At 66.3% G+C, this 25,951-nt stretch carries 22 protein-coding genes and 4 pseudogenes; 11 read left to right on the forward strand and 15 right to left on the reverse strand.

The features are described from left to right. Nucleotides 1-5 precede the first annotated feature (5 nt). A complete protein-coding gene (cofG, locus tag KZO24_RS05235; RefSeq protein ID WP_486486945.1) occupies nt 6-935 on the forward strand; it encodes a 7,8-didemethyl-8-hydroxy-5-deazariboflavin synthase CofG in 930 nt (309 codons plus the stop codon). Further along, nucleotides 932-2,323 carry a 5-amino-6-(D-ribitylamino)uracil--L-tyrosine 4-hydroxyphenyl transferase CofH gene (cofH, locus tag KZO24_RS05240; RefSeq protein ID WP_486486946.1) on the forward strand — a complete coding sequence of 464 codons (1,392 nt, stop codon included), beginning with the start codon at nt 932-934 and terminating at the stop codon, nt 2,321-2,323. The genes cofG and cofH overlap by 4 nt, the downstream gene beginning before the upstream one ends. A gap of 99 nt (nt 2,324-2,422) precedes the next feature. On the opposite strand, the gene KZO24_RS05245 is transcribed toward cofH, so the two are convergent. Further along, a complete protein-coding gene (locus tag KZO24_RS05245; RefSeq protein WP_271181012.1) occupies nt 2,423-2,899 on the reverse strand; it encodes a VOC family protein in 477 nt (158 codons plus the stop codon). A 1-nt stretch (nt 2,900) separates the two neighbouring features. Then, complete coding sequence (locus KZO24_RS05250; RefSeq protein ID WP_486486947.1) at nt 2,901-3,698, reverse strand: sulfotransferase family protein; 798 nt, start codon at nt 3,696-3,698, stop codon at nt 2,901-2,903. A 184-nt stretch (nt 3,699-3,882) separates the two neighbouring features. Here KZO24_RS05250 and KZO24_RS05255 point away from each other — a divergent pair, with 184 nt between their 5' ends. Further along, nucleotides 3,883-4,233: a hypothetical protein gene (locus KZO24_RS05255; protein ID WP_486486948.1), complete on the forward strand. Its 351-nt coding sequence runs from the start codon at nt 3,883-3,885 to the stop codon at nt 4,231-4,233. On the opposite strand, the gene KZO24_RS05260 is transcribed toward KZO24_RS05255, so the two are convergent. Both KZO24_RS05260 and KZO24_RS05265 read right to left on the reverse strand, forming a co-directional pair. Beyond that, the gene (locus KZO24_RS05260) at nt 4,211-4,864 is read right to left on the reverse strand and encodes a helix-turn-helix transcriptional regulator (RefSeq protein WP_486486949.1); all 654 of its coding nucleotides are present in this window, start codon (nt 4,862-4,864) and stop codon (nt 4,211-4,213) included. The two genes, KZO24_RS05255 and KZO24_RS05260, sit on opposite strands and share 23 nt — an antisense overlap. Continuing rightward, a complete protein-coding gene (locus KZO24_RS05265; protein WP_486486950.1) occupies nt 4,804-5,103 on the reverse strand; it encodes a hypothetical protein in 300 nt (99 codons plus the stop codon). The genes KZO24_RS05260 and KZO24_RS05265 overlap by 61 nt, the downstream gene beginning before the upstream one ends. A gap of 160 nt (nt 5,104-5,263) precedes the next feature. Between KZO24_RS05265 and KZO24_RS05270 the strand changes: the two genes are divergently transcribed. Genes KZO24_RS05270 through KZO24_RS05280 form a run of 3 tightly spaced genes read left to right on the forward strand, consistent with a single transcriptional unit; the run spans nt 5,264 to nt 8,338 of the window. Next, nucleotides 5,264-6,055: an SDR family NAD(P)-dependent oxidoreductase gene (locus KZO24_RS05270; protein WP_486486951.1), complete on the forward strand. Its 792-nt coding sequence runs from the start codon at nt 5,264-5,266 to the stop codon at nt 6,053-6,055. Nucleotides 6,056-6,084: 29 nt separating this feature from the next. After that, nucleotides 6,085-7,095 (forward strand): zinc-dependent alcohol dehydrogenase, encoded by a 1,011-nt coding sequence (locus KZO24_RS05275; protein WP_271181009.1) that lies wholly within the window; start codon nt 6,085-6,087, stop codon nt 7,093-7,095. Between the two features lies 1 nt (nt 7,096). Continuing rightward, nucleotides 7,097-8,338, forward strand: a complete 1,242-nt coding sequence (locus tag KZO24_RS05280) for an MBL fold metallo-hydrolase (protein ID WP_271181008.1) — start codon at nt 7,097-7,099, stop codon at nt 8,336-8,338. 129 nt (nt 8,339-8,467) lie between these two features. Here KZO24_RS05280 and KZO24_RS05285 read toward each other — a convergent pair whose 3' ends face one another. After that, on the reverse strand, nt 8,468-9,253 hold the full coding sequence (locus KZO24_RS05285) for an SDR family NAD(P)-dependent oxidoreductase (RefSeq protein ID WP_271181007.1): 786 nt from the start codon (nt 9,251-9,253) through the stop codon (nt 8,468-8,470). Nucleotides 9,254-9,474: 221 nt separating this feature from the next. Between KZO24_RS05285 and KZO24_RS05290 the strand changes: the two genes are divergently transcribed. Then, on the forward strand, nt 9,475-10,278 hold the full coding sequence (locus tag KZO24_RS05290; protein WP_271181006.1) for an SDR family NAD(P)-dependent oxidoreductase: 804 nt from the start codon (nt 9,475-9,477) through the stop codon (nt 10,276-10,278). A gap of 39 nt (nt 10,279-10,317) precedes the next feature. Here KZO24_RS05290 and glmS read toward each other — a convergent pair whose 3' ends face one another. The 4 genes and pseudogenes from glmS to KZO24_RS05310 form a co-directional block, all read right to left on the reverse strand. Continuing rightward, nucleotides 10,318-12,141: a glutamine--fructose-6-phosphate transaminase (isomerizing) gene (glmS, locus tag KZO24_RS05295; protein ID WP_036522793.1), complete on the reverse strand. Its 1,824-nt coding sequence runs from the start codon at nt 12,139-12,141 to the stop codon at nt 10,318-10,320. 18 nt (nt 12,142-12,159) lie between these two features. Beyond that, on the reverse strand, nt 12,160-12,528 hold the full coding sequence (locus tag KZO24_RS05300; protein ID WP_069707660.1) for a type II toxin-antitoxin system VapC family toxin: 369 nt from the start codon (nt 12,526-12,528) through the stop codon (nt 12,160-12,162). Beyond that, the gene (locus KZO24_RS05305; protein ID WP_271181005.1) at nt 12,525-12,884 is read right to left on the reverse strand and encodes a ribbon-helix-helix domain-containing protein; all 360 of its coding nucleotides are present in this window, start codon (nt 12,882-12,884) and stop codon (nt 12,525-12,527) included. Before KZO24_RS05305 ends, KZO24_RS05300 begins: the two co-directional genes overlap by 4 nt. A gap of 116 nt (nt 12,885-13,000) precedes the next feature. Next, nucleotides 13,001-13,830: pseudogene (locus tag KZO24_RS05310) on the reverse strand (TIGR00266 family protein). Nucleotides 13,831-14,027: 197 nt separating this feature from the next. On the opposite strand from KZO24_RS05310, the gene KZO24_RS05315 reads away from it, so the two are divergent. Beyond that, nucleotides 14,028-14,741 carry a tetratricopeptide repeat protein gene (locus KZO24_RS05315; RefSeq protein WP_370424822.1) on the forward strand — a complete coding sequence of 238 codons (714 nt, stop codon included), beginning with the start codon at nt 14,028-14,030 and terminating at the stop codon, nt 14,739-14,741. 133 nt (nt 14,742-14,874) lie between these two features. Here KZO24_RS05315 and glmU read toward each other — a convergent pair. Then, a pseudogene (glmU, locus tag KZO24_RS05320) lies at nt 14,875-16,243 on the reverse strand (bifunctional UDP-N-acetylglucosamine diphosphorylase/glucosamine-1-phosphate N-acetyltransferase GlmU). A 61-nt stretch (nt 16,244-16,304) separates the two neighbouring features. Here glmU and KZO24_RS05325 point away from each other — a divergent pair. Further along, nucleotides 16,305-17,003 (forward strand): HAD-IA family hydrolase, encoded by a 699-nt coding sequence (locus tag KZO24_RS05325; RefSeq protein WP_271181001.1) that lies wholly within the window; start codon nt 16,305-16,307, stop codon nt 17,001-17,003. Nucleotides 17,004-17,063: 60 nt separating this feature from the next. Next, nucleotides 17,064-17,942: an isocitrate lyase/PEP mutase family protein gene (locus KZO24_RS05330; RefSeq protein ID WP_271181000.1), complete on the forward strand. Its 879-nt coding sequence runs from the start codon at nt 17,064-17,066 to the stop codon at nt 17,940-17,942. Nucleotides 17,943-18,043: 101 nt separating this feature from the next. Here KZO24_RS05330 and KZO24_RS05335 read toward each other — a convergent pair whose 3' ends face one another. Together KZO24_RS05335 and purC are read right to left on the reverse strand one after the other, a co-directional pair. Next, a complete protein-coding gene (locus KZO24_RS05335; RefSeq protein WP_486486952.1) occupies nt 18,044-20,602 on the reverse strand; it encodes a M16 family metallopeptidase in 2,559 nt (852 codons plus the stop codon). Between the two features lie 512 nt (nt 20,603-21,114). Further along, nucleotides 21,115-21,897: a phosphoribosylaminoimidazolesuccinocarboxamide synthase gene (gene purC, locus KZO24_RS05340; protein WP_008832179.1), complete on the reverse strand. Its 783-nt coding sequence runs from the start codon at nt 21,895-21,897 to the stop codon at nt 21,115-21,117. A 154-nt stretch (nt 21,898-22,051) separates the two neighbouring features. On the opposite strand from purC, the pseudogene KZO24_RS05345 reads away from it, so the two are divergent. Continuing rightward, nucleotides 22,052-22,641, forward strand: a pseudogene (locus KZO24_RS05345) (GNAT family N-acetyltransferase). A 119-nt stretch (nt 22,642-22,760) separates the two neighbouring features. On the opposite strand, the pseudogene KZO24_RS05350 reads toward KZO24_RS05345, so the two are convergent. From KZO24_RS05350 to KZO24_RS05360, 3 genes and pseudogenes are all read right to left on the reverse strand, one after another. Continuing rightward, nucleotides 22,761-23,232, reverse strand: a pseudogene (locus KZO24_RS05350) (low molecular weight protein-tyrosine-phosphatase). A 32-nt stretch (nt 23,233-23,264) separates the two neighbouring features. Beyond that, nucleotides 23,265-25,094, reverse strand: a complete 1,830-nt coding sequence (locus KZO24_RS05355) for a response regulator (protein WP_271180996.1) — start codon at nt 25,092-25,094, stop codon at nt 23,265-23,267. Then, a complete protein-coding gene (locus KZO24_RS05360) occupies nt 25,084-25,950 on the reverse strand; it encodes a CheR family methyltransferase (protein ID WP_008832175.1) in 867 nt (288 codons plus the stop codon). Before KZO24_RS05360 ends, KZO24_RS05355 begins: the two co-directional genes overlap by 11 nt. Nucleotide 25,951 lies beyond the last annotated feature (1 nt).

Raw genomic sequence — 25,951 nt, forward strand, 5'->3', positions numbered from 1 at the left:
TGACCATGGCACGCGACGACGAAGCACTGATAACCCGTCTCCTCACCGCGCCACTGGACGATGTTCTCGCCGAGGCACGGATGCGGCGCGACACCCGCTTCGGAGCGCTGACACCGGCACGGATGACCTATTCGCGCAAGGTCTTCATCCCGCTGACCCGGCTCTGCGCCGACGTATGCCACTACTGCACCTTCGCGACGACGCCCTCCCGGCTGCATGCCCCTTATCTGACCGAGGAAGAGGTGCTGGACATCGCGCGGGCCGGGCTCGCGGCGGGCTGCAAGGAAGCGCTGTTCACGCTCGGCGACGCGCCTGAGCGGCGTTATTCAGCCGCGCGCGAGTGGCTGGAGGAGCGCGGCTTCACGCGCACCATCGACTACGTGCGCCACTGTGCGCAGCGGGTTCTGGAAGAGACGGGCCTGCTTCCGCATATCAATGCCGGGGTTCTGGAGGAGGCCGACTGGCGGATGCTGCGCCCGGTCGCGGCATCGGTCGGGCTGATGCTGGAGAGTACGTCCGAGCGCCTGCTCGACAAGGGCATGTGCCATCATGGATCGCCGGACAAGGTCCCCGCGGTTCGTCTCGCGTCGCTGGCGGCGGCAGGGCGGGCGCGGGTGCCGACCACGAGCGGCGTCCTCATCGGCATCGGCGAGACCCCGCGCGAGCGGATCGAGGCGCTGATCGCCCTGCGCGATCTGTACGAAGAGCATGGGCACCTGCAGGAAGTCATCGTCCAGAATTTCTGCCCGAAGCCCGGCACGAAGATGTCCGGCGCTATCGAGGCGAGCGAAGCGGACTTCCTGCGCACCATCGCCGCCGCGCGGATCGTGCTGCCGGACAAAGTGTCGGTGCAGGCACCGCCGAACCTCAATGATGAGCGCCTCGTCGAACTGATCGACGCAGGCATCGACGACTGGGGGGCATCTCCCCGGTGACGCTCGATCACGTGAACCCCGAGGCGCCCTGGCCCGAAATCGCGCGGCTTGAGGCGGTCTGCGCCCGGGCCGGGCTGCCGCTGGTAGAGCGGCTGACGATCTATCCGCGCTTCGTTGAGGCGGAAGGCTGGCTCGATCCGGCGATCCGATCTGCAGTCCTGCGACTTGCCGATGCCGATGGACTGGGGCGCGACAGCCGCTGGAGTCCCGGCATCACGGACCGCGCGCCGGGGACAGTGCACGCGCCGCTTGGCATGCGGCACGACGGCCCGGTGGCGGCGCGGCTGCACCGGATACTCGATCGCGCGGCAAGCGGCTTTGCGCTCGGCGAGGAAGAGATCGCCGCGCTGTTCGCGGCTCGGGGCAGTGCTGCGCAGGCGGTGGTGGAGGCGGCGGACGCCTTGCGGGCCGAGGTGCGCGGCGACGTCGTCACGTACGTCGTCAACCGCAACATCAACTACACTAACATCTGCACGCATGCCTGTTCGTTCTGCGCCTTTTCGAAGACCAGCAGCAAGGCGGGCTATCGTGACAAGCCCTACGACCTCGACCTCGAGGAGATCGCCGGCCGCGCCCGTGAGGCGGTGGCGCGCGGGGCGACCGAAGTTTGCCTGCAGGGCGGCATCCACCCGCGCTACACTGGCGAGACCTACCTCTCGATCCTGCGCGCGGTGAAAGATGCGTGCCCGGACCTGCACGTCCATGCCTTCTCGCCGCTGGAGGTCAGCCAGGGTGCCCGCACGCTGGGGATGCCGGTCTCGGATTATCTGTCCATGCTGCGCGATGCGGGGCTGGGTTCGCTCCCCGGTACGGCGGCGGAAATCCTGTGCGACGATATTCGCGAGAAGATCTGCCCGGACAAGCTGACGACCGCCGAATGGCTCGATGTGGTCGGTTCGGCGCATCGGGTGGGGCTGCCGACCACATCGACGATCATGTTCGGACACCTCGAAAGCCCGCTGCACTGGGCGCGGCATTTGCTGGCTTTGCGCAATCTGCAACTCGACACCGGCGGTATCACCGAGTTCGTGCCGCTGCCGCTCGTCCACATGGAGGCGCCGTTCTACCGCAAGGGCCAGTGTCGCAAGGGGCCGACCTGGCGTGAGGCAGTGATGATGCATGCGGTCGCCCGGTTGGCGCTGCACGGGGCGATCGATCTGATACAGGTCTCATGGGTCAAGCTGGGCATGGACGGGGCGGCGGCGGTGCTGGCGGCAGGCGCCAACGACCTTGGCGGAGTGCTGATGGACGAGAGCATCAGCCGCGCGGCCGGAGCCTCGCACGGGCAACTGGCTGAGGTTTCCGACATGCGCGCGGCGGCGGAGAGCGTCGGACGCAAGCTGCGGCAGAGGACGACGCTTTATGGAGATGTGGGAGTGATGGCCTGACCCTTCGACAAGCTCAGGGTGAGCGGGTTTAGTGTAAACCTCCAATCCCGCTCAGGCTGAGCTTGTCGAAGCCCCGGCGTTAAAACGCCAGCCCGGTTCTCACATCGCCCGGATATGCTGCCACATCGGCTCGGGCATCCAGGTATATTCGATGTAGTGCCCGAAGACCTTGCGCGCATCGAGGTACAGGAATTTCAGTCCGCCCTCCGGCTCGCCCGACAAGTCGCGCTCCATCGCGATCGGGAATTCCTGCGCGTTCACCCGCGAGCGGAAGTCGGCCCAGTCGGGCACCCGGAAGCAGATGTGATGGAAGCGCAAGGGGCCGCCATTCGACAGGCAGTTGGCAAAGATGCCGACCTCGTCGATCTCGCTCTCGATCAGTTCATATTGCAGGTCGTCGATCCAGATGAAGCAGATGCGGCTTTTCTGGCGCTTCGGCCCCGATGGCGTCAGCACGGTCTGGTCGACCGGGATGATCGTCGGTTCCTTTTCCAGCCCGCGCCCTCGGAACAGGTCGATCCCTGCTTCAATGTCGTCACAGACATAGGCGTTCTGGTAGTGCAGCCCTTCGAGCATCTCAGCCCTCCCGCGCGACGTCGTAGCGTGACAGGTAGCGCTCGAACAGCGGCTCCAGCGCCTCCTTGCTCAGCCCGTATTGCGCCAGCTTGTATTCGTGGCGGCCGAACTTGTCCTGCGGGTTGTCGTCCACCCACTTCTGGACTCCGGCCTCGGCCTCGGCGGTCCATTCGTCGCCCAGCGCCGCGTAGACCTTCTTCGTTGCGGCGACCGGGTCCTCGACGATGTCGGCGTAGTGGACGTCGATGATCTTGTCCTCGCCGTACTTGTCGCGGAAATCCATGATGCGGTTGGCGTGCTCGGCCGCCTGCCAGGGGTAGTCCTCGGCCAGCCACTCCGCATCGATCCGGCCCATGTGCGCCTGATGGCTGAGCGAGATCACCGAGCACAGCGACCCCGTCGCGGTGAAGGGATCGCGGTGGGTCCAGATCACGCGGGCGTCGGGATAGACCTTGAAGATCGTCTCCAGCCACAGCGAGTGGCTGGGCTTCTTGACGTTCCAGACGCCGGTGGTGTGCTGCTGCAGAACCTGCAGGAACTTCTTGTGGTACTCGTAGGCGCTGGTCATGTCGCACGAGAAGATGAAGTCCTTGTAGAGCGGCAGCTTGCCCTTGGACTCGATCATCAGCGTCTTGAAATCGTGCGCCATGAAGAACACGCATTCGTTGGGGTAGACCGCCGAGCCGCGATAATACTTGCCCATGGCGGGGTTGGCTTCGAGCGCGGCCTTCTCCTGCGCGAGCCGGGTGGTCGCGCGCGGGTCGGTCGTCAGCAGGGCGTTCGAGGTGACCGGGGGCACCGGATCGTCGATCTCCCAGGTCAGCGGCGAACGACGCGAGGGATCTGCGGCAAGGAGATCTCGACATCAGCGTGGTGCCGGTGCGCGGCACGCCCATGACGAAGACCGGGCGCTCTACAGGGCGCTGCAGCAGTTCCGGATTCTCGCGCAGGTATTGCGAGACCTTGAGGCGGCCGCGTAGGTAATGCAGCGTGTCGTTCCGGGCGCGGGCGATGCCGCCTTCGCTCATCCAGCCCTTGGCGATGCCTTCGTTGAACGACTGGGTGAAGACGTCGAAGCCCTCGCGCCAGCTGTCGTTGTCGAAGCTGTCGATCCCGGTTTCCTTCATCGCCTGCTCGACGAGGGCATAGCCCAGATGGTGCTCAGTGGTGGTGGCGGTGGTGGCCATGGTGTGGTTGTCCCCTTCCCGGCGGCCGATCGTTCGGCCTTTCATGGGCATGAGATAACCTGTCGATGCCCCGCCGTGGCAACGCGGATGACCCGTCAAAACCAGACCTTCTGTCGAATTCGGGTCAAGACCCGACAGGCTCGGTGAGGACGCGCCCCTGCCTCTGGCGGAAGGTGCTGGGGCTGGCTCCCACGGCGCGGCGGAAGGCGAAGGTGAAGCTGGAGGGAGAGGAGAACCCCATGGTGAAAGCGATGGTCTTCACGCTCTCGCCCTCCATCAACAGGCGCTTGGCGGCCTCCATGCGGCGCTGCTCGATGTAGTCGCCGATCGAGCAGGCGCGGCTGACACGAAACCCTCGCGTGAGTTGGCGCACCGACAGCGCACACAGCTTCGCCAGTTCCTCCAGCGACGGCGCGGCAAGGTCGTCGGCAAGGCGCTCGTCGATCAGCCGCAGCCGCCAGCCTGACAGGCCGCCGGTCATCGGACGCTCGGCCACTTCAAGGCAGTGACGGCCCAGTTCGATCGCCAGTTCGCCGCCGAGAAAGTCCAGCATCCTCTGCGCGGCGAGCCCGGGGTGGCGCACTTCGGCGGTGATGCGGAACAGCAGCGCGCGGATCTGCGCACTGCCGATGTCGAGCGCGGCGGCAAGGTGCGGATCGTCCCAGGTCAGGCGATGGCCGACGAGGTCGTGGACCAGTCCCGCGTCGATGGTGCAGGTCAGCGATGCCTGCCGCCCCGTGCCGCCTTTGATGTGGAGTTCCTCGCCCGGCGGCAGCACGAAGATGTCGCCCAGCCGTTCCAGTCGGTGCGGTCCCCATCGCTTGCGATAGCCGCCGCGCGATTGCAGCGGACGGGGGTGAGGCACATGTTGACGTGGTAGTCCCGGCCGACCGCATGGACGGTGTTTGTCGGGTCGGGAATGTCGAAGCGCACGATCTGCGCGATCACGCCGCGCGTTTCCAGTTGCGCGTCGATGCTCATCTTCGAACGATGCGCCTCGGGCATCCTCATCTCCATCAGCGTCATCTTCGGCAGGTCGGCCGCAATGTGTCCCGGACGCCACGTTAGGGCCCGAATTCTATGCCTGCCGCGCTTGCCGGGCAATCCTCTCGCGAGGAACATCGCGCCGGTGAACACGCCGCGATGATGGCACGGTTTGGGACAGAGGAAGACAAGGATGGCGAAAAGCCTGTTCGACTGCGCGGGCAAGGTGACGGTGGTGACCGGCGGTAACGGCGGCATCGGCTTCGGCTTCGCGATGGGCGTGGCGAAGATGGGCGGCGACCTCGCGATCTGGGCGCGCAACGCCGAGAAGAGCGCGAAGGCCAAGGCCGAACTCGAAGCGGCCGGTGCGGGGAAAGTCGTCGCCTATCAGGTCGATGTTTCGGAAGAGGTGAACATCGCCCAGGGTTATGAGGCGGTCATGGCCGACTTCGGGCGGGTGGACTGCGTCTTCGCGAATTCCGGGGCTTCGCCGCGCTACAACTCGGTCTTCGAGATGCCGACCGATCACTGGTACGACTTCCAGAAGACCGCGCTGCACGGCGCCTTCTTCACCTTGCGCGAAGGTGCGAGGCTGATGAAGGCGCGCGTCGAGGCGGGGGACAGATCGGGCGGAAGCCTTGTCGCCTGCGGCTCGCTCTCGCTGTTCCAGGGCCTTGCGGGGAAGATGGAATATGCCTCGTCCAAGGCGGCGGTGGCGGCGGCGATCCGCTGCCTTGCCATTGAACTGGCCCCGCTCGGCATTCGCGCCAACGTGGTGGCGCCGGGCCTCGTCATCACGCCGATGATGGGAGAGGGCGCACGCGCCGATGCCGTTGCGCAGCACTTCGCCCCGACGATACCGATGAAGCGCACCGGCTTTCCCGCCGACTTCGAGGGCATCGGCGCCTACCTGTGCTCGGACGCCAGCAGCTTCATGACCGGTGAGACGATCACCATCGACGGCGGATACATGGTCCGGCCGTAAACGCGGCGGACCGGCAAGGAGAGAGGCGTATGGAACTGCTCAGGATCCACGGCTCGGGCGATGTCAGGCTCGACCCTTATGAACGTCCCGCGACGGGGCCGCTCGACGTGGTGGTGAAGATGAAGTCGGTGGGCATCTGCGGCTCCGACCTTTCGTATATCAAGATCGGCGGCATTCCGACGCCCGGTACGCTGACGGCGCTGGGCCACGAAGGCGCGGGCGAGGTGATCGAGGTCGGCGCGGGGGTCGAGGGCATCGCGGTCGGTGATCCGGTGGTCGTCAACCCGATGATGACGCCGGGCAACATCGGCTCCGGCGGCCCGGAAGGGGCCTTCACGCAGGAATTGCTGGTGCGCGAGGCGCGGCTGGGCGAATCGATCCTGCCGATCCCCGACGGCATCGACTACGATGTCGCCGCCATGTGCGAGCCGCTTGCCGTCGCCATGCACGGGGTCAATCGGGCCGAGGTGAAGCCCGGCGACAAGGTCGTGGTGTTCGGCTGCGGGCCGATAGGGCTCGGCATGCTGCTGTGGCTGATCGATCGCGGGGTGACCGACGTGGTGGCGCTCGACCTTTCCGAGGAGCGCCTGGAACGCGCCCGCGCGCTCGGCGTGCGGGCCGCGCTCAACCCGGCCGAGGTGGACTTGCGCGCGGAACTGGCGCGCCTTCATGGCGAAGTACCGAGCTATGGGCGCGTGGGCGTCGGCACCGATGCGTACATAGACGCGGCAGGGGCGCCGAACATCCTGACGCAAGTGATCATGATGGCGAAGTTCCACGCGCGCCTCGTCATCACCGCCGCCTATATGAAGCCGCTGGAGTTCCCGGCCGGCCGCATGCTGACCAGCGAGATGACCATCACCACCGCCGTCGGCTACCCCACCGAAATGCCCGAGGTGATCGCGGCCATGCCGCGCCTCAAGGACAAGATCGCCGCGATGATCAGCCACAAGCTGCCGTTCCGCGACGTCATGAAGGGCCTTGAGATCGCGGCGAGCCCGCAGTCCGCCAAGGTCATGATCAGCTTCGAGGAGGTCTGAAATGAGCGACGTAAAGGATGCAGGACCCAAGCTGGCCGGACTGGTGCGCGCAGGCGACGAGCAGGCCGAGGCGATCCGGGTGACCGACTTCATCTTCCAGGCGAACGACATCTCCAACGCCTACCTCGTCACCACCGCCGAGGGTGACGTGATGGTCAACACCGGCTTCATGGACAATGCCGAGCGCACCAAGCGCCTGCTGACGCCGCACCGGACCGGGCCGCTCGCCTTCGTGATCCTCACGCAGAGCCATGCCGACCACTACGGCGGCTTGCCGGAATTCCTCGAAGACGGCACGCAAGTGATCGGCGGCCCCGGCTTCAACGAGGCTTTGGCCGACATGAACGGCCTGCAGGCCTTCTTCGGGCCGAGAAGCCGCAAGCTCTGGGGCTCGACGCTCAAGCGCGGTTCCACGCCCAAGCCGCCGCCGCACGTCGTGCCGGACATTCTCGTCGATCGCCGCCTGACGCTGGAACTCGGCGGGCGCACCTTCGAGCTGATCTCCACGCCTGAGGGCGAGACGGTGGACAGCCTCACCGTCTGGCTGCCGAAGGAGAAGATCGCCTTCACCGGCAATGTCTTCGGTCCGGTGTGGCTGTCGATGCCGTTTCTCAACACCCTGCGCGGCGACAAGCCGCGGCTGGTGCGCAATTACCTCAAGTCGCTGGAGACCATTCGCGATCTCGGCGCCGAGATCGTGATCACCGGCCACGGCGAGGCGATCGTCGGCAAGGATCGCATCCGCGCCGACCTCGACAAGCTGCACGCTGCGGTGTCTCACGTGCGCGACTATACGCTGGAGGGCATGAAGGCGGGCAAGGACGTCCACACTCTGATGCGTGAATTCGCTTGGCCCGAGGGGCTGGAGATCGGCGAATTTCACGGCAAGGCGAGCTGGGCGGTCAAGTCGATCTGGCGCGAGTATTCGGGCTGGCTGCACTATGAGGACGGCACCACCGCGCTCTACGGCGTGCCGCGCAGCAGCATCGATGCGGATCTTGTCGAACTGGCGGGCGGGGCGGCAAACCTTGCCCGGCGGGCGCAGGAGAAGCTGGACGGCGGCGCAGCGCTGGAAGCCGTGCACCTTACCGACATAGCCCTCGGCGCGGAACCGACCAACGCCGAGGCCATCGCCGTCCGCAAGGCCGCGCATGAAGTCTTGCTGGCCGAGAGCGGCGGACGCAATCTGTCGGAAACGATGTGGCTGCGCGCTGAAATCGCGGAGATGGAAGCGAAACTCTGAGGGCGTCCGGCGGGGGCTTCGACAAGCTCAGCCTGAGCGGATTTGAGAGGTTTACACCACCTCCGCTCACCCTCAGCTTGTCGAAGGGGCAGGCACAGCCTGTCGACGCCCCCGCCGCACACCCCATCCTCAATCGTCGATCCTGACCATTCCGCCCAGAACCGGTCCGCCCGCGACGGCGATGGCTTCGCCGGTGATGTAGCTTGCCGCATCGCTGACGAGGAAGCCGACGAGCTGCGCCACGTCCTCGGGCTGGCCGTAGCGGCGCAAGGGGAAGACATGCGCGGCGTTGTCCGCGTCGAAGCCGGTTTTCTCCCACCCGGCGCGGGCCTTCTCGGTCGCGGTCATCCCGGGGGCGACGGCGTTGACGCGCACACCTGTTGGCCCCCACTCGGCAGCCGCGACGCGCGTGAACATCTGGACGCCCGCCTTGGCCGCCGAATAGGCCGCCACGCCCTGCGTTCCGTGCATCCCGGCGACCGAGGACACGTTGACGATGCAGCCTTTCACCTTGCGCAAATGCGGAAAGGCCGCCTGCGAGGCATACATCGCCGAGTTCAGGTTGAGTGCGATGTCGCGGTCCCACTTGGCCGGGTCCATCTTCGCGATGCCGACGTGGCCATGCGCGCCGCCCGCGTTGTTCACGAGGATGTCGAGCCGCCCGAAATGCACTGCTGCCGTCTCGACCATGGCCTGTACGGGCGCCAGTTCGCGCACGTCGGCCTCCACCGCCAGACCCTTGCGGCCGAGCGCTTCGATCTCCGCCACCACCGCGTCGAGCGGCGCGCGCTTGCGACCCGCCACTGCAATGTCCGCGCCGCGCCGGGCCAGCAGCAGTACGATGGCCCGGCCGATGCCGGTGCCGCCGCCGGTCACCAGCGCCACGCGGCCGGTCAGGTCGAATTCCTCGAACATCCTTTTCTCCTCTCCCTCGGGCGGTATCGCCAGCGTCGCCGCGATATTCGGGACGCTTCGGCCTTCCGGCTCTAGGCAAGCACCGCCGCACCTTATTCACTCGGGTCGGATGGCATGCGGGCATCGCCGGGATGATCGGCGGATACGGGCAGTGCCAAGGGACTCGCAGATAAAGATAGTAAATACTATCTAATGCGCATGCAACATGGGAGCGGGATGAAATGAGCGAACACGATCTACTCGACCTTGGTGGACAAGTGGCGATGGTCACCGGCGCCGGGCAGAACGCGGGACGCGGGATCGCGCTGGAACTGGCGCGCCACAATGCGGGTGGCATCGCAGTGAACGATTTCGTGCCCGAGCGCGCCGAAGCCGTAGCCGAGGAAATCCGCGCGATGGGCGTGCCGGCGCTGGCGGTGCCCTTCGACGTGGGCGATCTCGACGCGATCCGCGCTGCTGATGCCGCGATCAGGGACAAGCTCGGCGCCGCGACGATCCTGGTCAACAATGCCGGGATGGCCGGGCCGGGAGGCTCGCTGCGTCCGACCCTCAACTTCTGGGAGGAGGAGCCCTCGGCCTGGGACCGCTATCTGCGCACCAACCTCTACGGCGTCTACAATGCCTGCTTTGCGTTCATTCCGAACATGGTGGCGGCGAAGAAGGGCCGCATCGTCACCATAGTTTCGGATTCAGGCCGCGTGGGTGAGCCCAAGCTCGCGGTCTATGCCTCGGCCAAGGCGGGGGCGCAGGGTTTCGTGCGCTCGATCGCCAAGGAACTCGGGCGCTACAACGTGACCAGCAACGCCGTCTCGCTGTCCTCGCTGATGCCGGACATGCCTGCGGAGAAGCTCGCCGAAGTCATGCAGGGCGATCACGCCAGGGCGCAGATGGCCCGCTACACGATCCGCCGCTACGGCAAGTCCGACGACGTCGCCGCGCTCGTGACGTTCCTGTGCTCCGACGCGGCGGAGTGGATCACGGGACAGACCTATCCGCTCAACGGCGGTTACGCGCCTTCGATGTGAGGCAAGAGCGCGCGGTTCGCCAACCGCGCGCCTTCGCGTTCACTCGACCGTGACACTCTTGGCGAGGTTGCGCGGCTGGTCGACGTCGGTGCCCTTCACACAGGCGACGTGATAGGCGAGGAGTTGGACCGGCACCGCGTAGACCAGTGGGGCGATCAACGGGTGGACACGCGGCATCTCGATGGTCGCGATGCAGCCTTCGCCCGCCTCGGCGATGCCTTCCGCGTCGGAGATCAGCACGACCTTGCCGCCGCGTGCGCGCACCTCCTGCATGTTGCTGACGGTCTTCTCGAACAGCGGGCCGGAAGGGGCGAGGACGATCACCGGCACCGCTTCGTCGATGAGCGCGATGGGGCCGTGCTTCATTTCACCCGAAGCATAACCTTCGGCGTGGATATAGCTGATTTCCTTGAGTTTCAGTGCACCTTCGAGGGCCAGCGGGTAGTCCGGGCCGCGTCCGAGGTAGAGCACGTCGCGTGCGGGCGCGATGAGGTGCGCCATGGCGGCGATTTCCTCGTCGTGGTCGAGCGCGGCGTTGAGGCTGGCGGGTGTGGCGAGCAGGTGCTGGACGACTTCCGCTTCCTCAGCGCGGTCCATGCGCCCGCGCTTGACCGCCAGATGCGCGGCGAGGGCGGCGAGAACAGCAAGCTGGCAGGTGAAGGCCTTGGTCGAGGCGACGCCGATCTCCGGACCGGCGTGGGTCGGCAGCAGGAGGTCCGCCTCGCGCGCCATCGTGCTGGTGGGCACGTTGACGACGACGGCAATGGTCTGCCCGGCCGCCTTGCAATGCTTGAGCGCGGCGAGGGTGTCGGCCGTCTCGCCCGATTGCGAAATGAACAGGGCGAGGCCGCCGTCTTCCAGAACCGGGTCGCGGTAACGGAACTCGCTGGCCACGTCGATATCGACGGGCACTCTGGCGAAAGTCTCGATCCAGTACTTCGCGACCATGCCTGCGTAGAAGCTGGTGCCGCAGGCAACGATGGTGATGCGCTTGACCGAACCGAGGTCGAAATCGATCTGCGGCAGCGCTACCGACTGGTCGACCTGGCGCAGATAGCTGCGCAGCGTCTGGGCGACCACGGTGGGCTGCTCGAAGATCTCCTTCTGCATGAAGTGGCGGAAATTGCCCTTCTCGATCGCCACGGCCGAGGCGCCCGAGGTGACCACCTCGCGCGTCACCGGATTGTTGTCGGCGTCGTAGATCGTCGCGCCCTCACGGGTGATGACGACCCAGTCGCCTTCTTCGAGGTATGTGATCTTCTGAGTCAGCGGGGCGAGGGCCAGAGCGTCCGAACCGAGGTACGTCTCGCCGTCCCCGTAGCCGACGACCAGCGGCGAACCGAGGCGGGCACCGATCAGCATGTCCGGGAAGCGGCGGAAGGCGATTGCGAGCGCGAAGGCGCCGCGCAACTGCGGCAGGACCGCCTTGACGGCGTCTTCCGGCGATACGCCCGCTTCGACCTGCTCGGACACCAGATGCGCGACGACTTCGGTGTCGGTCTGGCTCTCGAAGGTGCGCCCGCGCGATTCGAGGGCTTCGCGTAAAGGTTTGAAGTTCTCGATGATGCCGTTGTGGACGAGCGCCAGTTCGGCGGTCGCGTGCGGGTGGGCATTGGCGGCGGTCGGCGCGCCGTGGGTGGCCCAGCGGGTATGGGCGATGCCGGTCAGGCCCGGCGCCGGATCACGCGCCAGTTCCTTGACGAGGTTCATCAACTTGCCCTCGGCGCGGCGGCGCACGAGCTGGCCGTCAAACAACGTACAGACGCCAGCGCTGTCGTAGCCGCGATATTCCATCCGGCGCAGGCCGTCGACCAGCCGGTCCGCCACGTCTTCCTTGCCGACGATGCCGATGATGCCACACATGAGATTAAGTGCCTTGGTCTAGAGAGAGTAGGGGACGCGGATGCCCGGCATGCTTGCCGGAAAATCCTTGGTATTTCGTGTAACCAGAATGCGCTGGCGCACTTGCGCAGAGGCCAGGATGATCGCGTCGGGCAATTTCAGTTTCGGTCGCTCCCGTCGCAGCGCTGCGGCATGGCGAGCGATCTCCGCATCCACTTCCTCGATCAGGAAGCCGGACAGGAATATCTCTATGTTCCTGAGAGTTGCGCCGCCTTCCTTGGAAAGAACCTCAGTCCAGACCAGCCTGCTTATGCAGGGCCGATCAACACGTGCGATCTCGGCGTGGGCGGGCGGAAAACCGTTCAGCGCATCGATCAGGATATTGCTGTCGAACGAATAACCGCTCATTTTGCAGACGGCTTCCCGCCGGATTGGGCGAGATAATGCGCGCGTTCGCGGTCATCCTGCTCGTCGAAAAGGTCCGGAAATTCGGCCTTCACCTCTTCGTAGTCGTCATCCCACGGCCGGGTCCACGAAGCGCGCTCGCGGCGTTGCCAATCTATTGGATCGCCGATGTCCTGGCGGTTCTTCCAGATGCCGAAAGCCTGATCCAGCCAGTCCTTGCCGCTCGCCGGCTGCGCCTGGGCCTTGTAGGTCGATACCGCCTCGCGCAGGACCGAGGCGCGCGACTGGCCGAGTTCGGCGGCGCGGGCGTCGAGCCAGCGGATGTCCTCGTCGGGCAAGTCTGCGAGAATGCGCGTCATGATATCGCGATATCATATCGTGATATCATCGGCAAGGCGGATGTATCGTGAGCCATGGCAGGACAATGCCGGATCGCCGATGACCGGGCGCTGTCCTGCACATTACATTCGCGTCATCAATCTCCGTCGATGAGGTTGCCCAGCGAGCCCAGCAGCGATCCCTCGCCGCGGTTCTGACCGCCGGTCGAGCCTGCCGCCGCCAGCATCCGCCCGGCGAGCCGCGAGAACGGCAGCGACTGGATCCAGACTTTCCCGGGGCCGCGCAGGCGGGCAAAAAGACGCCTTCTCCACCGAAAATCATGGACTTGACGGAGCCTGCTCGCACCACGTCGAACTCCACGCTGGGCTGGAAGGCGGCGACGCAGCCGGTATCGACGTGCAGTTCTTCTCCGGGGCGAAGCTCGCGCTCGATCACGGTGCCGCCCATCTGGACGAAGACCCAGCCGTCGCCTTCCAGCTTCTGCATGATGAAGCCTTCGCCGCCGAACAGGCCGGTCAAGATGCGCTGCTGGAAGTGGATGCCGATGGACACGCCTCGCGCGGCGCACAAGAAGGCGTCCTTCTGGCAGATCAGCCGTCCGCCGACTTCGTCCAGCTTAATCGGCAGGATCGAGCCAGGGATGGGCGCCGCGAAGGATACGCGCGCCTTGCCTGAGCCGCGATGCGTGAAGACGGTCGTGAACAGGCTCTCGCCGGTGACGAGGCGCTTGCCCGCGCCCAGCAGCTTGCCCATGAAGCCGCCGCCCTGATCTGCCGAGCCTTCGCCGAACACGGTGGTCATGTCGATGGAGGCGTCCTTCCAGACCATCGCCCCGGCTTCGGCCACCGCGCTTTCGCCGGGGTCGAGTTCGATCTCGACGAACTGGAGTTCCTGGCCCTTGATCTCGAAATCGACGTCGTCGGAAAGCGATGAACTGCGCGTATGGCTCCAGGGGCTGTTTGCCATCGAAAATCTCCGTCGTCGGCCCACCAGCGGGCCATGTGCGATGAGACGAGGGTTTGGTTTCGGCAAGATGACTTGTCAAACCGCGCCGGTCGGATATTCTTCGCAGTTCAACGAACACTGTCTGACGATTGGCCCACGTAGAAGGGCTCGGCACAGACCGGCGCGGTATCGGTGTTTTGGGGAGAGGAAAAACACCGATGAACGCTCGAATTGCGTCTTCCGTTCTTGTTTCGCTTTTCATCGCGGGAGCGGCTCATGCCGAACCCGTGCAGCAACAGCCGCATCTTGTGGCGGCCAATTTCGCACCCGCCGCGCGGGTGACGGATACCCGCTTCGATGCGGCCGCGCATGTCCAGCAGGGCTACGATCTGATCCGTCAGGGCAAGCAGGCGCAGGCGGTCAAGCTGTTCGACAAGGTCATCGCCGATGCCGACCAGCGGCTTTCCGGCGATTTGCGCCCGCGCCTCTGCCGTGATGGCGGGGCTGGCACCGCGGGCAGCGTCGATGTCGATCCCGCACTGTGCGAGGCGCATTTCGGCAAGGGCTTCGCGCTCATCGATCTCGGTCGAGGCGATCTTGCCGAGGCTGAATTGCGGCAGGCCTCGCAGATGGCGCCGGGCAATGCCCACTTCGCCAACGAATATGCCGAACTCTTCAAGTCGCGCCGTGACTGGCAGGGAAGCTATGATCTGTTCGCCAAGGCCTGGGCCGTGGTCGACAAGTCCACGACCGGCAAGGACGCACGGATAGCAGCGCGCGCCCTGCGGGGGATGGGTTTCACCAAGGCGGCGATGGGGCAGTATGACGAGGCGGAGAAGTTCTACGACCAGTCGCTACAGTACGATCCCAAGAGCGAGATCGCGCGGGTGGAACTGAGCAATATTTCACGCCGTAAGCTCATCGGTTCCTGAGCTTTCAGTTCCCAACACCAGATCGTCATTGCGAGCGAAGCGAAGCAATCCAGGGCCGCGTAAACCGCCCTGGATTGCTTCGCTTCGCTCGCAATGACGAACGTGTTTCAGGTCGGCGGCATACCCGGCTGGATCAGCCCTTCAACTCGGCCTTCTTCTTCTTCATCGCATCATGGAAACGGTCGGCCCAGCCGGGCTTGACCAGTTGTTCCCCGCGCACGAGGCGCAGTTCGCCGTCCGCCACGTCGCGGGTGACCGCGCTGCCCGCCGCCACGATCGCGTCGGCGCCGATCTTCACAGGCGCCACCAGCGCGCTGTTGGAGCCGATGAAGGCGCGCTCGCCGATCACGGTCTTGTGCTTGAAGTAGCCGTCGTAGTTGCAGGTGATCGTGCCCGCGCCGATGTTGGCGCCCGCGCCGACCACCGCGTCGCCGAGGTAGGTGAGGTGGTTGGCCTTGGCGCCTTCGCCCAGCACGGCGTTCTTCATCTCGACGAAGTTGCCGATCTTGGACCCGGCCTTGAGCACCGCGCCGGGCCGCAGGCGAGCGTAGGGTCCGATGGCGACGCCGCTTTCGAGCGTCGCGCCCTCGAGGTGCGAGAAGGCGTGAATGACGACGTTATCGGCGACACTCACACCGGGGCCGAACACCACGTTGGGTTCGACGGTGACGTCGCGGCCGAGCTTCGTGTCCCAGGCGAAGAATACGGTTTCCGGCGCGATCAGCGTCACGCCATCGGCCATGGCCTGAACTCGGCGCGTCTTCTGCCAGCGGCCCTCGGCTTCGGCGAGTTCGCCGCGGCTGTTGATGCCGCCGACTTCGTCCGGGTCGTCAGTTACGATCACCGCGCAGGCGCGTCCTTCGAGCGTGGCGATATTGACGATATCGACGAGGTAATACTCGCCCTGGGCGTTCTCGTTGCCGACTTTGGCGAGCAGGTCGAACAGATCGGCCGACTTCACCGCCATCAGGCCCGAGTTGCACAAGCGGCAGGCGCGCTGTTCCTCGGTGGCGTCCTTGTACTCGATCATCATCGCGATGCGCCCGTCGTCATGGGCGAGCACACGGCCGTACTGCAGCGGGTCCTCGGGCTGGAAGCCGAGCACGACCACCGCCGGGGCATCCTCGGCATGGAGGCGGGCGATCATCGCGCGCATCGTCTCTTCGCGCACGAAGGGCACGTCGCCGTAGAGGATCAGCACGTCGCCGTCGAAGCCTGCCAGCGCGCCCTCGGCCTGCTGGACGGCGTGGCCGGTGCCGAGCTGCGGCTCCTGCACCGCGATCGTCCGCGCGGCTGCCCAGCGCCTTTTCCAACTGCTCGCGGCCATGCCCGGCGACGACGACCTGCCGCTCGGGAGCCAACTGCGCGGCGTTCGCCAGCAGATGTTCCAGCATCGGACGGCCGGCTACGGGATGGAGCACCTTGTGCAGGTCGCTCTTCATGCGGGTGCCCTTGCCGGCGGCGAGGACGACGATTGCGAGGGGGTTACTGGCCAAAGTCATGGGTGCTCTCCTGCCAGCAAATTGTTGCGGTTTCCATCCCGAGCCTGCACTGCTTGGCGCAATGACCAGCTTTCCTTTTCAGATCGTCGGTTTCGACCTCGACGGAACCCTTCTCGACAGTCTCGGCGACCTTGGCCACGCGGTCAATCACGCCCTTTCTCTGGAAGGCCGCCGACCGGTCCCGCGCGAGGAAGTGCGCGGGTTCGTGGGCGGCGGCGCGCGCAAGATGCTCGCCAATGCGCTCGTCGCGACGGGCGGCGCGGTGGACGATGTGCGCTTCGAGGAACTGCACGATGCGCTGCTCGCCTTCTATGAGGCGAACATCGCGGTCGAGACCTGCCTGTTCCCCGGCGGCACGGCGATGCTGGACGAACTGGCGGCGTGCGGCGTGAAGATCGCCGTCGTCACCAACAAGCTGGAGCGGTTCGCCACGAAGATCTTCGGCGAACTCGGCCTGTCGGAGCGGTTCTACACGGTGATTGGCGGCGACACCCTCGGCCCCGGCCGGGCCAAGCCGCGTCCCGACCTGCTGCAGCTCATGCTGGAACGGGGCGGGGAAGGGCGTGCGGCTTATGTCGGCGACACCACGTACGACACGCGCGCGGCGGCGGCGGCGGGGCTGCCGTGCATCGCGGTCAGCTTCGGTTTCAACGACCTGCCGCCCGGCGAACTCGGCGCGTCGGCGGTGATCGACCATTTCGACCAACTCGTCCCCGCGCTCGAGCGGATCGGCAACAACGCGGGGCCGATACCCGCCTGACCCGCTTGCCCGCCCGGCGGCTTCGTGCGAGCCCTCCGTTCGAAAGAGGGAGAACCGACGATGCCGACACCGGGTGAGAAGCTGCGCGTGCTGATCGAGAACGGCGAGCATTTTGTCGCCGCCGAGGCCTACAGCGCGCTCACCGGGCGGATCGTCCAGCAGGTCGGGTTCAAGGCGGCCTATCTTGGCGGCCATGCCTGCTCGGCGTTTCACTATGCGGTGCCCGACAACGGCATCTTCAGCCAGATCGAGCAGATCGATCAGGCAGGTCGCATCGCGCAGGCCATGGATATTCCGCTGATCGCCGACGCCGATACGCTGGGCGAGACGGTGGCCGATGCATACCGCTTCACGAAGATGTACGTCGCGGCTGGGATCGCCGGGTATCACGTCGAGGACGAGGTGAACCCCAAGCATTCCAAGCACGTCAACGGCTTGTGCTCGATCGAGGAAATGCAGTGCCGGATCGAGGCCGGGGTGAAGGCGCGGGGCGATTCGGGCCTGGTGATCATCGCGCGCTGCGATGAACTCTACACCAGCGCCAACGGCGGCGGCGGTTCGGGCTCGGTGGAAGAGGCGATCCGGCGCGGGCACGCTTATGCCGAGGCGGGGGCGGACGCGATCGTCTTCGCCAGCGCGCCGCCCGAGCAGCAGGGCGGGGTCATCCCGCATATGCCGATCCCGGTCTGCACTTTGGGGTTCAACTTGCCGGATACGGGGTTCACGCTTTCGACCGGGTGGGGCTGGGTCTCGGCGGCGGTGAACCACCTCAAGATGGCGCGCGAGCTGATGGAGACCGGCTCGGTCGCCAGCGCGATGGACGCTTTCCGTAACTTCCCGGAGAAGTACGACCTGATCGATCAGAAGCTGTATGATGATCTTATCGTCGATTGGGCGGAGCGGACCGGCAAGCCGACGCGGCCCAATCACGCGCGATAGCCCCTCCGTCCGTCATTGCGAGCGTAGCGAAGCAATCCAGGGCAGTCTTGAGCCGCCCTGGATTGCTTCGCTACGCTCGCAATGACGAGGTATGCGGGGGCTTACTTCGGTTCCGCCACATCCTTCGGCAGCGCCAGCACCTCCAGCCCGGCCTCGGGCGTGAGGTAGCGCTGGGCCATCGCCTGCACGTCCGCCGGGGTAAGCGCCAGCAGCTGTTCGCGCGCATTTTGGAAACGCTCGATCCGATCGGGCTGGGACTGCGCGTGGTCGACGAGTGCCATCCAGCCCGCATTGCTCTTGAGCGCGTTGGCGAGGCTTTCGATCATCGGCTGCCGCGCACGCAGCAGGATGTCGGCGCTGACCGGGGCCTTGCGCAGATCGTCCAGCACCTGCCGGATCGCCGCGCGTGTCGCGGGCACTTCGGCGACGTCCACCGAGGCGTTGACCGAGAAGGTGCCATAGCCTTTCCACTCATGCGAAAGCTGGCTCGATGCCGAGGGCGAGTAGGCCTTGCCCAGCGCCTCGCGCAGCTGGTCGGTCAGTTCGACGCGCATGACCCGTTCCAGCAGTTCGAGTTCGAGCGCCTCGACCGGATCGGTGTCGTCGCGCGTGGGCCAGGTGATTCGTATCAAGGCCTGATCCGCAGGGCCGGTGTGACGGACGATCCGCGCCGACCGATCGCTGGCGAAGAGGCGAGGGGGCTGGCCGGTCTCACCATGGAAGGCCGTCTCGCGGGCGGGCAGGGCGCCAAACGTGCGGGCAACCAGCGCGATCGCGGCGTCTTCGTCGATGTCGCCGACGAGGCCGATCTCGATCGCGCCCCGGGCCAGCCGGTCGCTGACGTCGGTCTTCAGCTTGGCATAGGACAAGTGGCGATAATCCTCGACGTTGCCGAGGCTGAAACGCGGGTCGTCGTTGCTGAGGATGCCGCCGATGCGGGCCGCGAGCGCCGAGGCCGGGGTCGCATCGAGCTGTGCGAAGTAGTTGTTGATCGCCTGCCGATAGCGCACTTCGCCTTCGGGCCGGTAACCGGGGTCGGTGACCAGCGCGGCTAGCAGCTGCAGCTGGATTTCGAGGTCGCGCGGGGTCGTCGTCACCCGCAGATCGAAGCTCGCCGCCGCGCTCGACAACCCGAGCCCGACGCTGCGCCCGGCGAGAATCGTGTCGAGCGAATCGCGGCTGTGCTTGGCGAGGCCGCCATCGTCGAGATTGGGCACCAACTGCGTCGCATGCGGGTTCTCGCGCGTGTTCAGCCGGTCGCCGCCGTCGATGGCGAGGCTCACGCGCACGCGGTCCTTCTCCAGATCGGTCTTGCGCAAGTTCAGCATGACCCCGTTGGCGAACCGCACCTCGCGGATGCCGAGGTCTTCGCGCCGGGTGTCCGACACGACCTGCCCTGCCGGGCCGAAATCGGTGTAGGCGAACTGCGCGGTATCGGCACCGGTTTCCTTGTCGATTTTCGCGCGCATGACCTCGCGCCAGGCATCGCGCAGCGCGGTTTCACCGCCTTCGGGCGCCTTGCGGCCCTGGAAGCGGATCAGCGGCGCGTCGAGTGTCAGCGCCTCGCGTTTGAGAGCGGCGAGCACGGCGTCAGGGGTGATCTGCGGGGCGAAGCGCTCGAAGCGTTCCAGCCCCGACTGCGGGGTGGAGGGCACCATCTCGTCATCGACCAGCGAGAGCGCCAGCGCCGTCAGCATCGCATTGCTGCGCGTCGAGGCCGAGGCTGCGGCATTGACGATGCCGGTGCGCACTTGCGCCACCTGTTCGGCGACTTCGGCCGCCGAGAAGCCGTAGGCGAGGGCGCGGCGGTATTCGATTCCGGCTGCCTCCAGCCCGGCGCGCCACTTGCCGTCCACGGTGTCGATGATGATGCGGGTCGAGCGTGCCGCCTTGAACACGTCGCCGGTGCCGAAGCCTGCGCCCCGGAACGGCGGCTCGGCGCTGCGGGCGAGGCGCTGGAGGCGGCGGTTGACGATGTCGTAGCCGATCGAGCGCAGCAGCGTCTCACGGCGTTCGGCGATCGTATCGGGCTCGTCCTGATAGGCCCCGTTGCGCTGGACGGTGACGCGCTCGGACAAGGCCGGGTCGAGGTAGACGCCGGTGCGCGCCTTGTCCTTGGCCTTGACCGGGCCGGGGAAGGGTTGGGGCTCGGCGGGCTTGGCGCTCCAGTTGTTGAAGTGGCGCACGATGCCCGCTTCCACCGCATCGACGTCGAAATCGCCGACCACTACCAGAGTGACGTGGGCCGGGACATATTCGCGCTCGTAAAAGGCGCGCAGGGATGCGGCATCGGCGGCGTTCAGCGTCTCGACGGTGCCGATGGGAAAGCGCTGGGCGTAGAGCGATTTGGGGTAGAAGAACCGCGTCGTGTCGATCGCGTTGCGCAAGGCCCAGGAATTGCGATCGCGCATTTCCGCCAGCACGACGCCGCGCTCGCGGTTCACCGCCTCCTGCGAGATGGTGAGGTTGCTCGCCGTCTCGCGCATCAGCATCAGTGCGGTGTCGATCAGCGCGGGATCGTTGCGCGGCAGGTCGAGCTTGTAGAGCGTGCGGTCGAAGCTGGTCGAGGCATTGGTGTCGGCGCCGAAGGCCAGCCCCTCGCGCTCCAGCAGCGGCACCATCTGGCCCTCGGGCACGCGCTGCGAGCCGTTGAAGGCCATGTGTTCGAGGAAATGCGCGAAGCCCTGTTCGGCAGGGGATCTCGTCGAGCGATCCGGCCTCGACGTCCATGCGCACGATCGCGGTTCCGGCGGGCGTCGCGTTGTGGCGGACGATGTAGCGCATGCCGTTGGGCAGGCGGCCGAAGCGAAAATCGGGATCGACCGGGATGTCGCTGCGGTCGAAGGCCCAGACAGCCTCTTGGGCGGGTTTGTCCTTTGCAGCCAGTGGCATGGGAGCCAGTGCGACAAGGAGCGCGATCAGGGAAACTCTCATCGCTTTGAGGAGTGCCAAGGCCGGAAGGCGAAGGCAAGGCGCATGTGACAAGAAGCGAAGGCCCACTCCCAACCCCTCCCGCAAGCGGGAGGGGAGCAGGACGCATCGCCTTCCCGCTTGCGGGAGGGCCGGGAGGCTTGGCAGCTTGCTGCCTAGCCGGACGGGGTGGGCGTGGCCCATAGAAAAAGGCGGCGCTCCCACCGGAACGCCGCCCTTTCAATTCAACGCCTTGCGAGGCTTACTTGCCGCGCAGCTTGCGGTGCTTGGTCAGGTCCAGCACTTCGCTCGGGCCGTTGTCGTCCTGCAGCAGGCCGAGGCGGCGGGCGACTTCCTGGTAGGCCTCTTCCTCGCCGCCGAGGTCGCGGCGGAAGCGGTCCTTGTCGAGTTTCTCGCCGGTGGTCATGTCCCACAGGCGGCAGCCGTCGGGGCTGATCTCGTCGGCGAGGATCACGCGGCTGAAGTCGCCGTCCCAGATGCGCCCGAATTCCAGCTTGAAGTCGACGAGGCGGATGTTGATCGCCGCGAACATGCCCGCCATGAAGTCGTTCACGCGGATCGCCATGGCGGCGATGTCCTGCATCTCGTCATGGTTGGCCCAGCCGAAGCAGGCGATGTGTTCCTCGGCGATCAGCGGGTCGCCCAGCGCGTCGTCCTTGTAGTAATACTCGATCAGCGTGTGCGGCAGCATCTCGCCCTCGGGGATGCCGAGGCGCTTGGAGATGGAACCGGCGGCCACGTTGCGCACCACGACCTCGATCGGGATGATCTCGACCTGGCGGACCAGCTGCTCGCGCATGTTGAGGCGGCGGATGAAGTGGTTGGGCACGCCGATGTGGTTCAGGCGCGTGAACACATACTCGCTGATGCGATTGTTGATGACGCCCTTGCCCTGGATAGTGCCCTTCTTCTGGGCATTGAACGCGGTCGCATCGTCCTTGAAGTACTGGATCAGCGTGCCGGGCTCGGGGCCTTCGTAAAGGATCTTGGCCTTGCCTTCGTAGATCTGGCGGCGACGGGACATGCGCTTGGGTCCTTGCAAAACGTGCGAAAGAGCAAGCCCCGGCGCTTCGGGAAGGCCGGGGCATTCGAGCGGGCATATAATGGAAGCCGGTGTAAAAGCAAACTGCCCGCGCGGCAGGGGCCTCCGGGGCGAAGATGAGCGAGGAATTGTGCGGATGGGCGTGACTATCGAGGTGCTGACGGGGGCGCAGATGCTGGCGGCCGTGGGCGATCTTGCGCAGCTGCGGATCGCGGTCTTCGCCGAATGGCCCTACCTCTACGACGGCGCGGAGGCTTACGAGGAAAGCTACCTGCGCGAATTTGCCGAGGCGGCCAATGCCGTGCTGGTGGCGGCGCGCGATGGAGCCCGGGTCGTGGGTATGGCGACGGCCTCTCCCATGGCGGCGCAGAAGGCGGAGTTTCGCGCGCCTTTCGAGTCGCGCGGGCTGGACGTGGCGGGGTTTTCTACTTCGGCGAATCCGTGCTGCTGCCGGAATATCGCGGGCAGGGCATCGGCCATGCCTTCTTCGACCATCGCGAGGCCCAGGCGCGGCGGTGCGGTGCGAAGGCGACGACGTTCGCGGCGGTTGTGCGGCCTCTCGATCATCCGGACCTTCCGGAGGGGTACGTGCCGCTCGACGGGTTCTGGCGCAGGCGCGGGTATGTGCCGGTCGAGGGACTGGTCACCGAACTGGCGTGGAAGGACCACCGGGATGAGGGCGATCGTCCGAAGCCGATGCAGTACTGGATGCGGGAGCAGGGGTAGTGGCTTGCCGTCAGGCCCACCCCGTCCGGCTAGGTCCTTCGGACCAAGCCTCCCGGCCCTCCCGCAAGCGGGAGGGCCGGGAGGCTTAGGCCGCAGGCCTTAGTCGCAGCGGGGTGGGCCTATCGCGCCTTCAACTCTGCCACCAGCGCCCGTGCCGCCGCGCTGACCTGCTCCCACGTCGACTCGAACCCTTCCGGCCCGCCGTAGTACGGATCGGCCACGTCCTGCCCCTCCAGCCCCGGCACGTGGTCGAGCAGCAGCGACAGGCGCGCCTCGCCATCGGAGGGCGCGATGCGGCGCAAGTCGGCGAGGTTGGAGGCGTCGAGCGCGACGATGCGGTCGAAACGGCGGAAGTCCTGCGCCTTTACCTGCCGCGCGCGGTAGGAGTGGATGTCGATGCCGTGGCGCGCGGCCTCGGCGCAGGAGCGCGGGTCCGGTCCCTTGCCGACATGCCATGACCCGGTGCCGGCCGAGATCGACGAGCACCTCCAGCCGGGCGCGCTCGGCCTCGTGGCGCAGCGCGGCTTCGGCGAGGGGAGAGCGGCAGATGTTGCCGAGGCAGACGAACAGGACGGAGGGAACATGCGACATGTCCCTCGCGATAGCGTGACCGGCCCGCTCCGTCACTCCGCGAGTTTCTGGGGTATGGGAGCCTTCGCGCTTTCGGCCAGCTGCAGCAGCATCGCCCGTACGTCGGCGACGACGAAGGGCTTGTTGAGCATCGGCCGGTCGGCGTGACTCTGCGGCAGATGCTCGCGGTCATAGCCGCTGACGAAGGCGAAGGGCGTGTCACGCGCGGCGAGGGCGTCGGCGACGGGGTCGATCTTCTCGCCGTTGAGATTGCCGTCGAGCAGCGCGAGGTCCGGTCCTGCCTCGCGGATCATGGCGAGGGCCTGTTCGCACGAGGTCGCCGGACCGATGGCGACGCAGCCGCCATCCTCGATCTCCATGATCAGTTCCATCGCGACCAGCGGCTCGTCCTCGACCACGAGTATGCGCATCGGCGGCATCGACGCAGGCGCATCGGCCACCGGCGGAGGGGCGACCGGTTGCGGTTCGGGTTCGACCACACGGGCTCCGGGCACCAGGGGCAGCACCATCGACCAACGCACGCCTTCGGGCGCGAACTCGGAGACGATGCGGGCGCCGTCGGAAACCATGCTGTGCTCGATCAGGGTCGAGCCGAAGCCGCGCCGCTCAGGGGGAGAGACCGGCGGGCCGCCGTGTTCGCTCCATTCCATCGCCAGCACGTGGCTGGTGACGGTCCAGGCGAGGCGCACCGTGCCGACCGCATTGGAGAACGCCCCGTACTTGTGCGCATTGGTGGCGAGTTCGTGGAACACCAGCGAGAAGCGCAGCGCCAGTTCGGGCGGCAGGTCGGCGTCGGGGCCGTCGAGCAGCAGCCGGTCCTCGCTGAGCGCACCGATGGCGACGTGGTCGGCGATGAGGCGGCGCAGGCTCGCGCTCTCCCACGTGGTCGCGCTGAGCATCGAGTGCGCGCGCGCCAGTGCCTGCAGGCGGCCGGTGAAGGCATCCTGGAACTCCCGGTGCGAGCGGGCATGGCGGAACCCCTGCGAGGCGATCGCCTGCACCGTTGCCAGCGTGTTCTTCACCCGGTGGTTGAGTTCGCCGATGAGCAGGCGCTGGGTGTCCTCGGCGCGGCGGCGTTCGGTGATGTCGAGCATCTCGATCATCACGCTGCCCGGGCGCAGGCCAGTGCCCGCGAGCGAGGAACAGTACCATTCACCTTCACGCAAGGACCCGTCGGCACGGCGATAGCGGTGCTCCTGCATGGCGCGGCGGTCGCCGCCTTCGAGCAGTTCGCCCATGCCCTTCAGGAACGCCTCGCGCCCGCCGTTCGGCGGCAGGAACGGCGCTTCGGAAAGCGGCACGCCGAGCATATCGGCTGCCGTGTAGCCCATCGTGCGTTCGGCACCCTTGTACCAGCCAACGATACGCAGGCTGGAGTCGATCTCCAGCACCGCCATTGGCGAATTGTCGCCATGCGCGCGCAGACGGCCCAGCGCGGCGCCGAGTTCATCGCGCTGGAATGCGATCTCGCGGCGCTGGCGGGCCAGCTCGACGAACACCGTGACCTTCGAATTGAGCACGGTGATGTCGATAGGCTTGAGCAGGTAATCGACCGCGCCGGTCTCGAAGCCGCGGAACTTGCGCCGCTCGTCCGTGGCGACGGCGGTGAGGAAGATGATCGGCACGCCGCGCGTCCGCTCGGTGCCGCGCATGAGTTCGGCCAGTTCGAAGCCGTCCATCTCGGGCATCTGCACGTCGAGCAGGGCCAGCGCGAAGTCCTGCCTGAGCAGCAGTTCCAGCGCCTCGAACCCGGAGGATGCGGTGACGAGTTCGACGCCGGGCTGATCCAGCGCGGCTTCCAGCGCGATCAGGTTCTCGCGGACGTCGTCCACCGCAAGGATGCGCAAGGGTTCATTCGGCAAAGGCGGCCTCCTGCACATCGTGCGTGGTGCGCCGCCAGATTTTCTCGGCCGGGGCGAAGTCTGAAAAGCACTCGGTCTCCGCCGAGAACGCGACGGTCTCCTTGGAGCCGAGGCCGAGGAAGCCGCCGGGCGGCAGCGACTGGGCGAAGAGGCCGAGCGCGCGGTCCTGCAGGGCGCGGTCGAAATAGATCAGCACGTTGCGGCTCGACACCAGCTGGACCTCGGAGAACACCGCATCGCTGGCGAGGTTGTGGTCGGCGAAGACCGCGCGGCGGCGCAGCGCCGGATCGAAGCGGGCGACGTTGCTGTTGGCGGTGTAGTAGTCCGAAAGCGAACCCTTGCCGCCCGCCTCGCGGTAATTGCGCGAGAAGCCGGCAATGCGCTCGATATCGAAGATGCCTGCCTCGGCCTTGGCCAGCGCGGGGCGGCTGATGTCGGTGCAGTAGAACATCGTGCGATCCTCCAGCCCCGCCTCGCGGAACAGGATGGCGAGGGAGTAGAACTCCTCGCCGTTGGCGCAGCCCGCGATCCACACCTTGATCGTCGGCCATGTGGCGAGGTGGGGGATCACCGTCTCGCGGATCATTCGGAAATATTCGGGGTCGCGGAACATGTCGCTGACCTGGATGGTCAGGAAGCCGATCAGCACCGGCAGGCTGGCGGAATCGTGGAGGATCACGTCGAGCAGGCCGGAGAGGTGCGCCACGCCGAAATGGGCCTGCGCGCGTTCGAGGCGGCGCAGCAGCGAGGCGCGCGAATAATCGCGGAAATCGTACTGGTAGCGCCGCCAGATGGCCTCGACGATGAGGTCCAGTTCGATGTCGTTCAGGCTGTCGCCGGAGCGGATGACCATCATC

The organism is Novosphingobium sp. NFX11 (genome assembly GCF_057376415.1).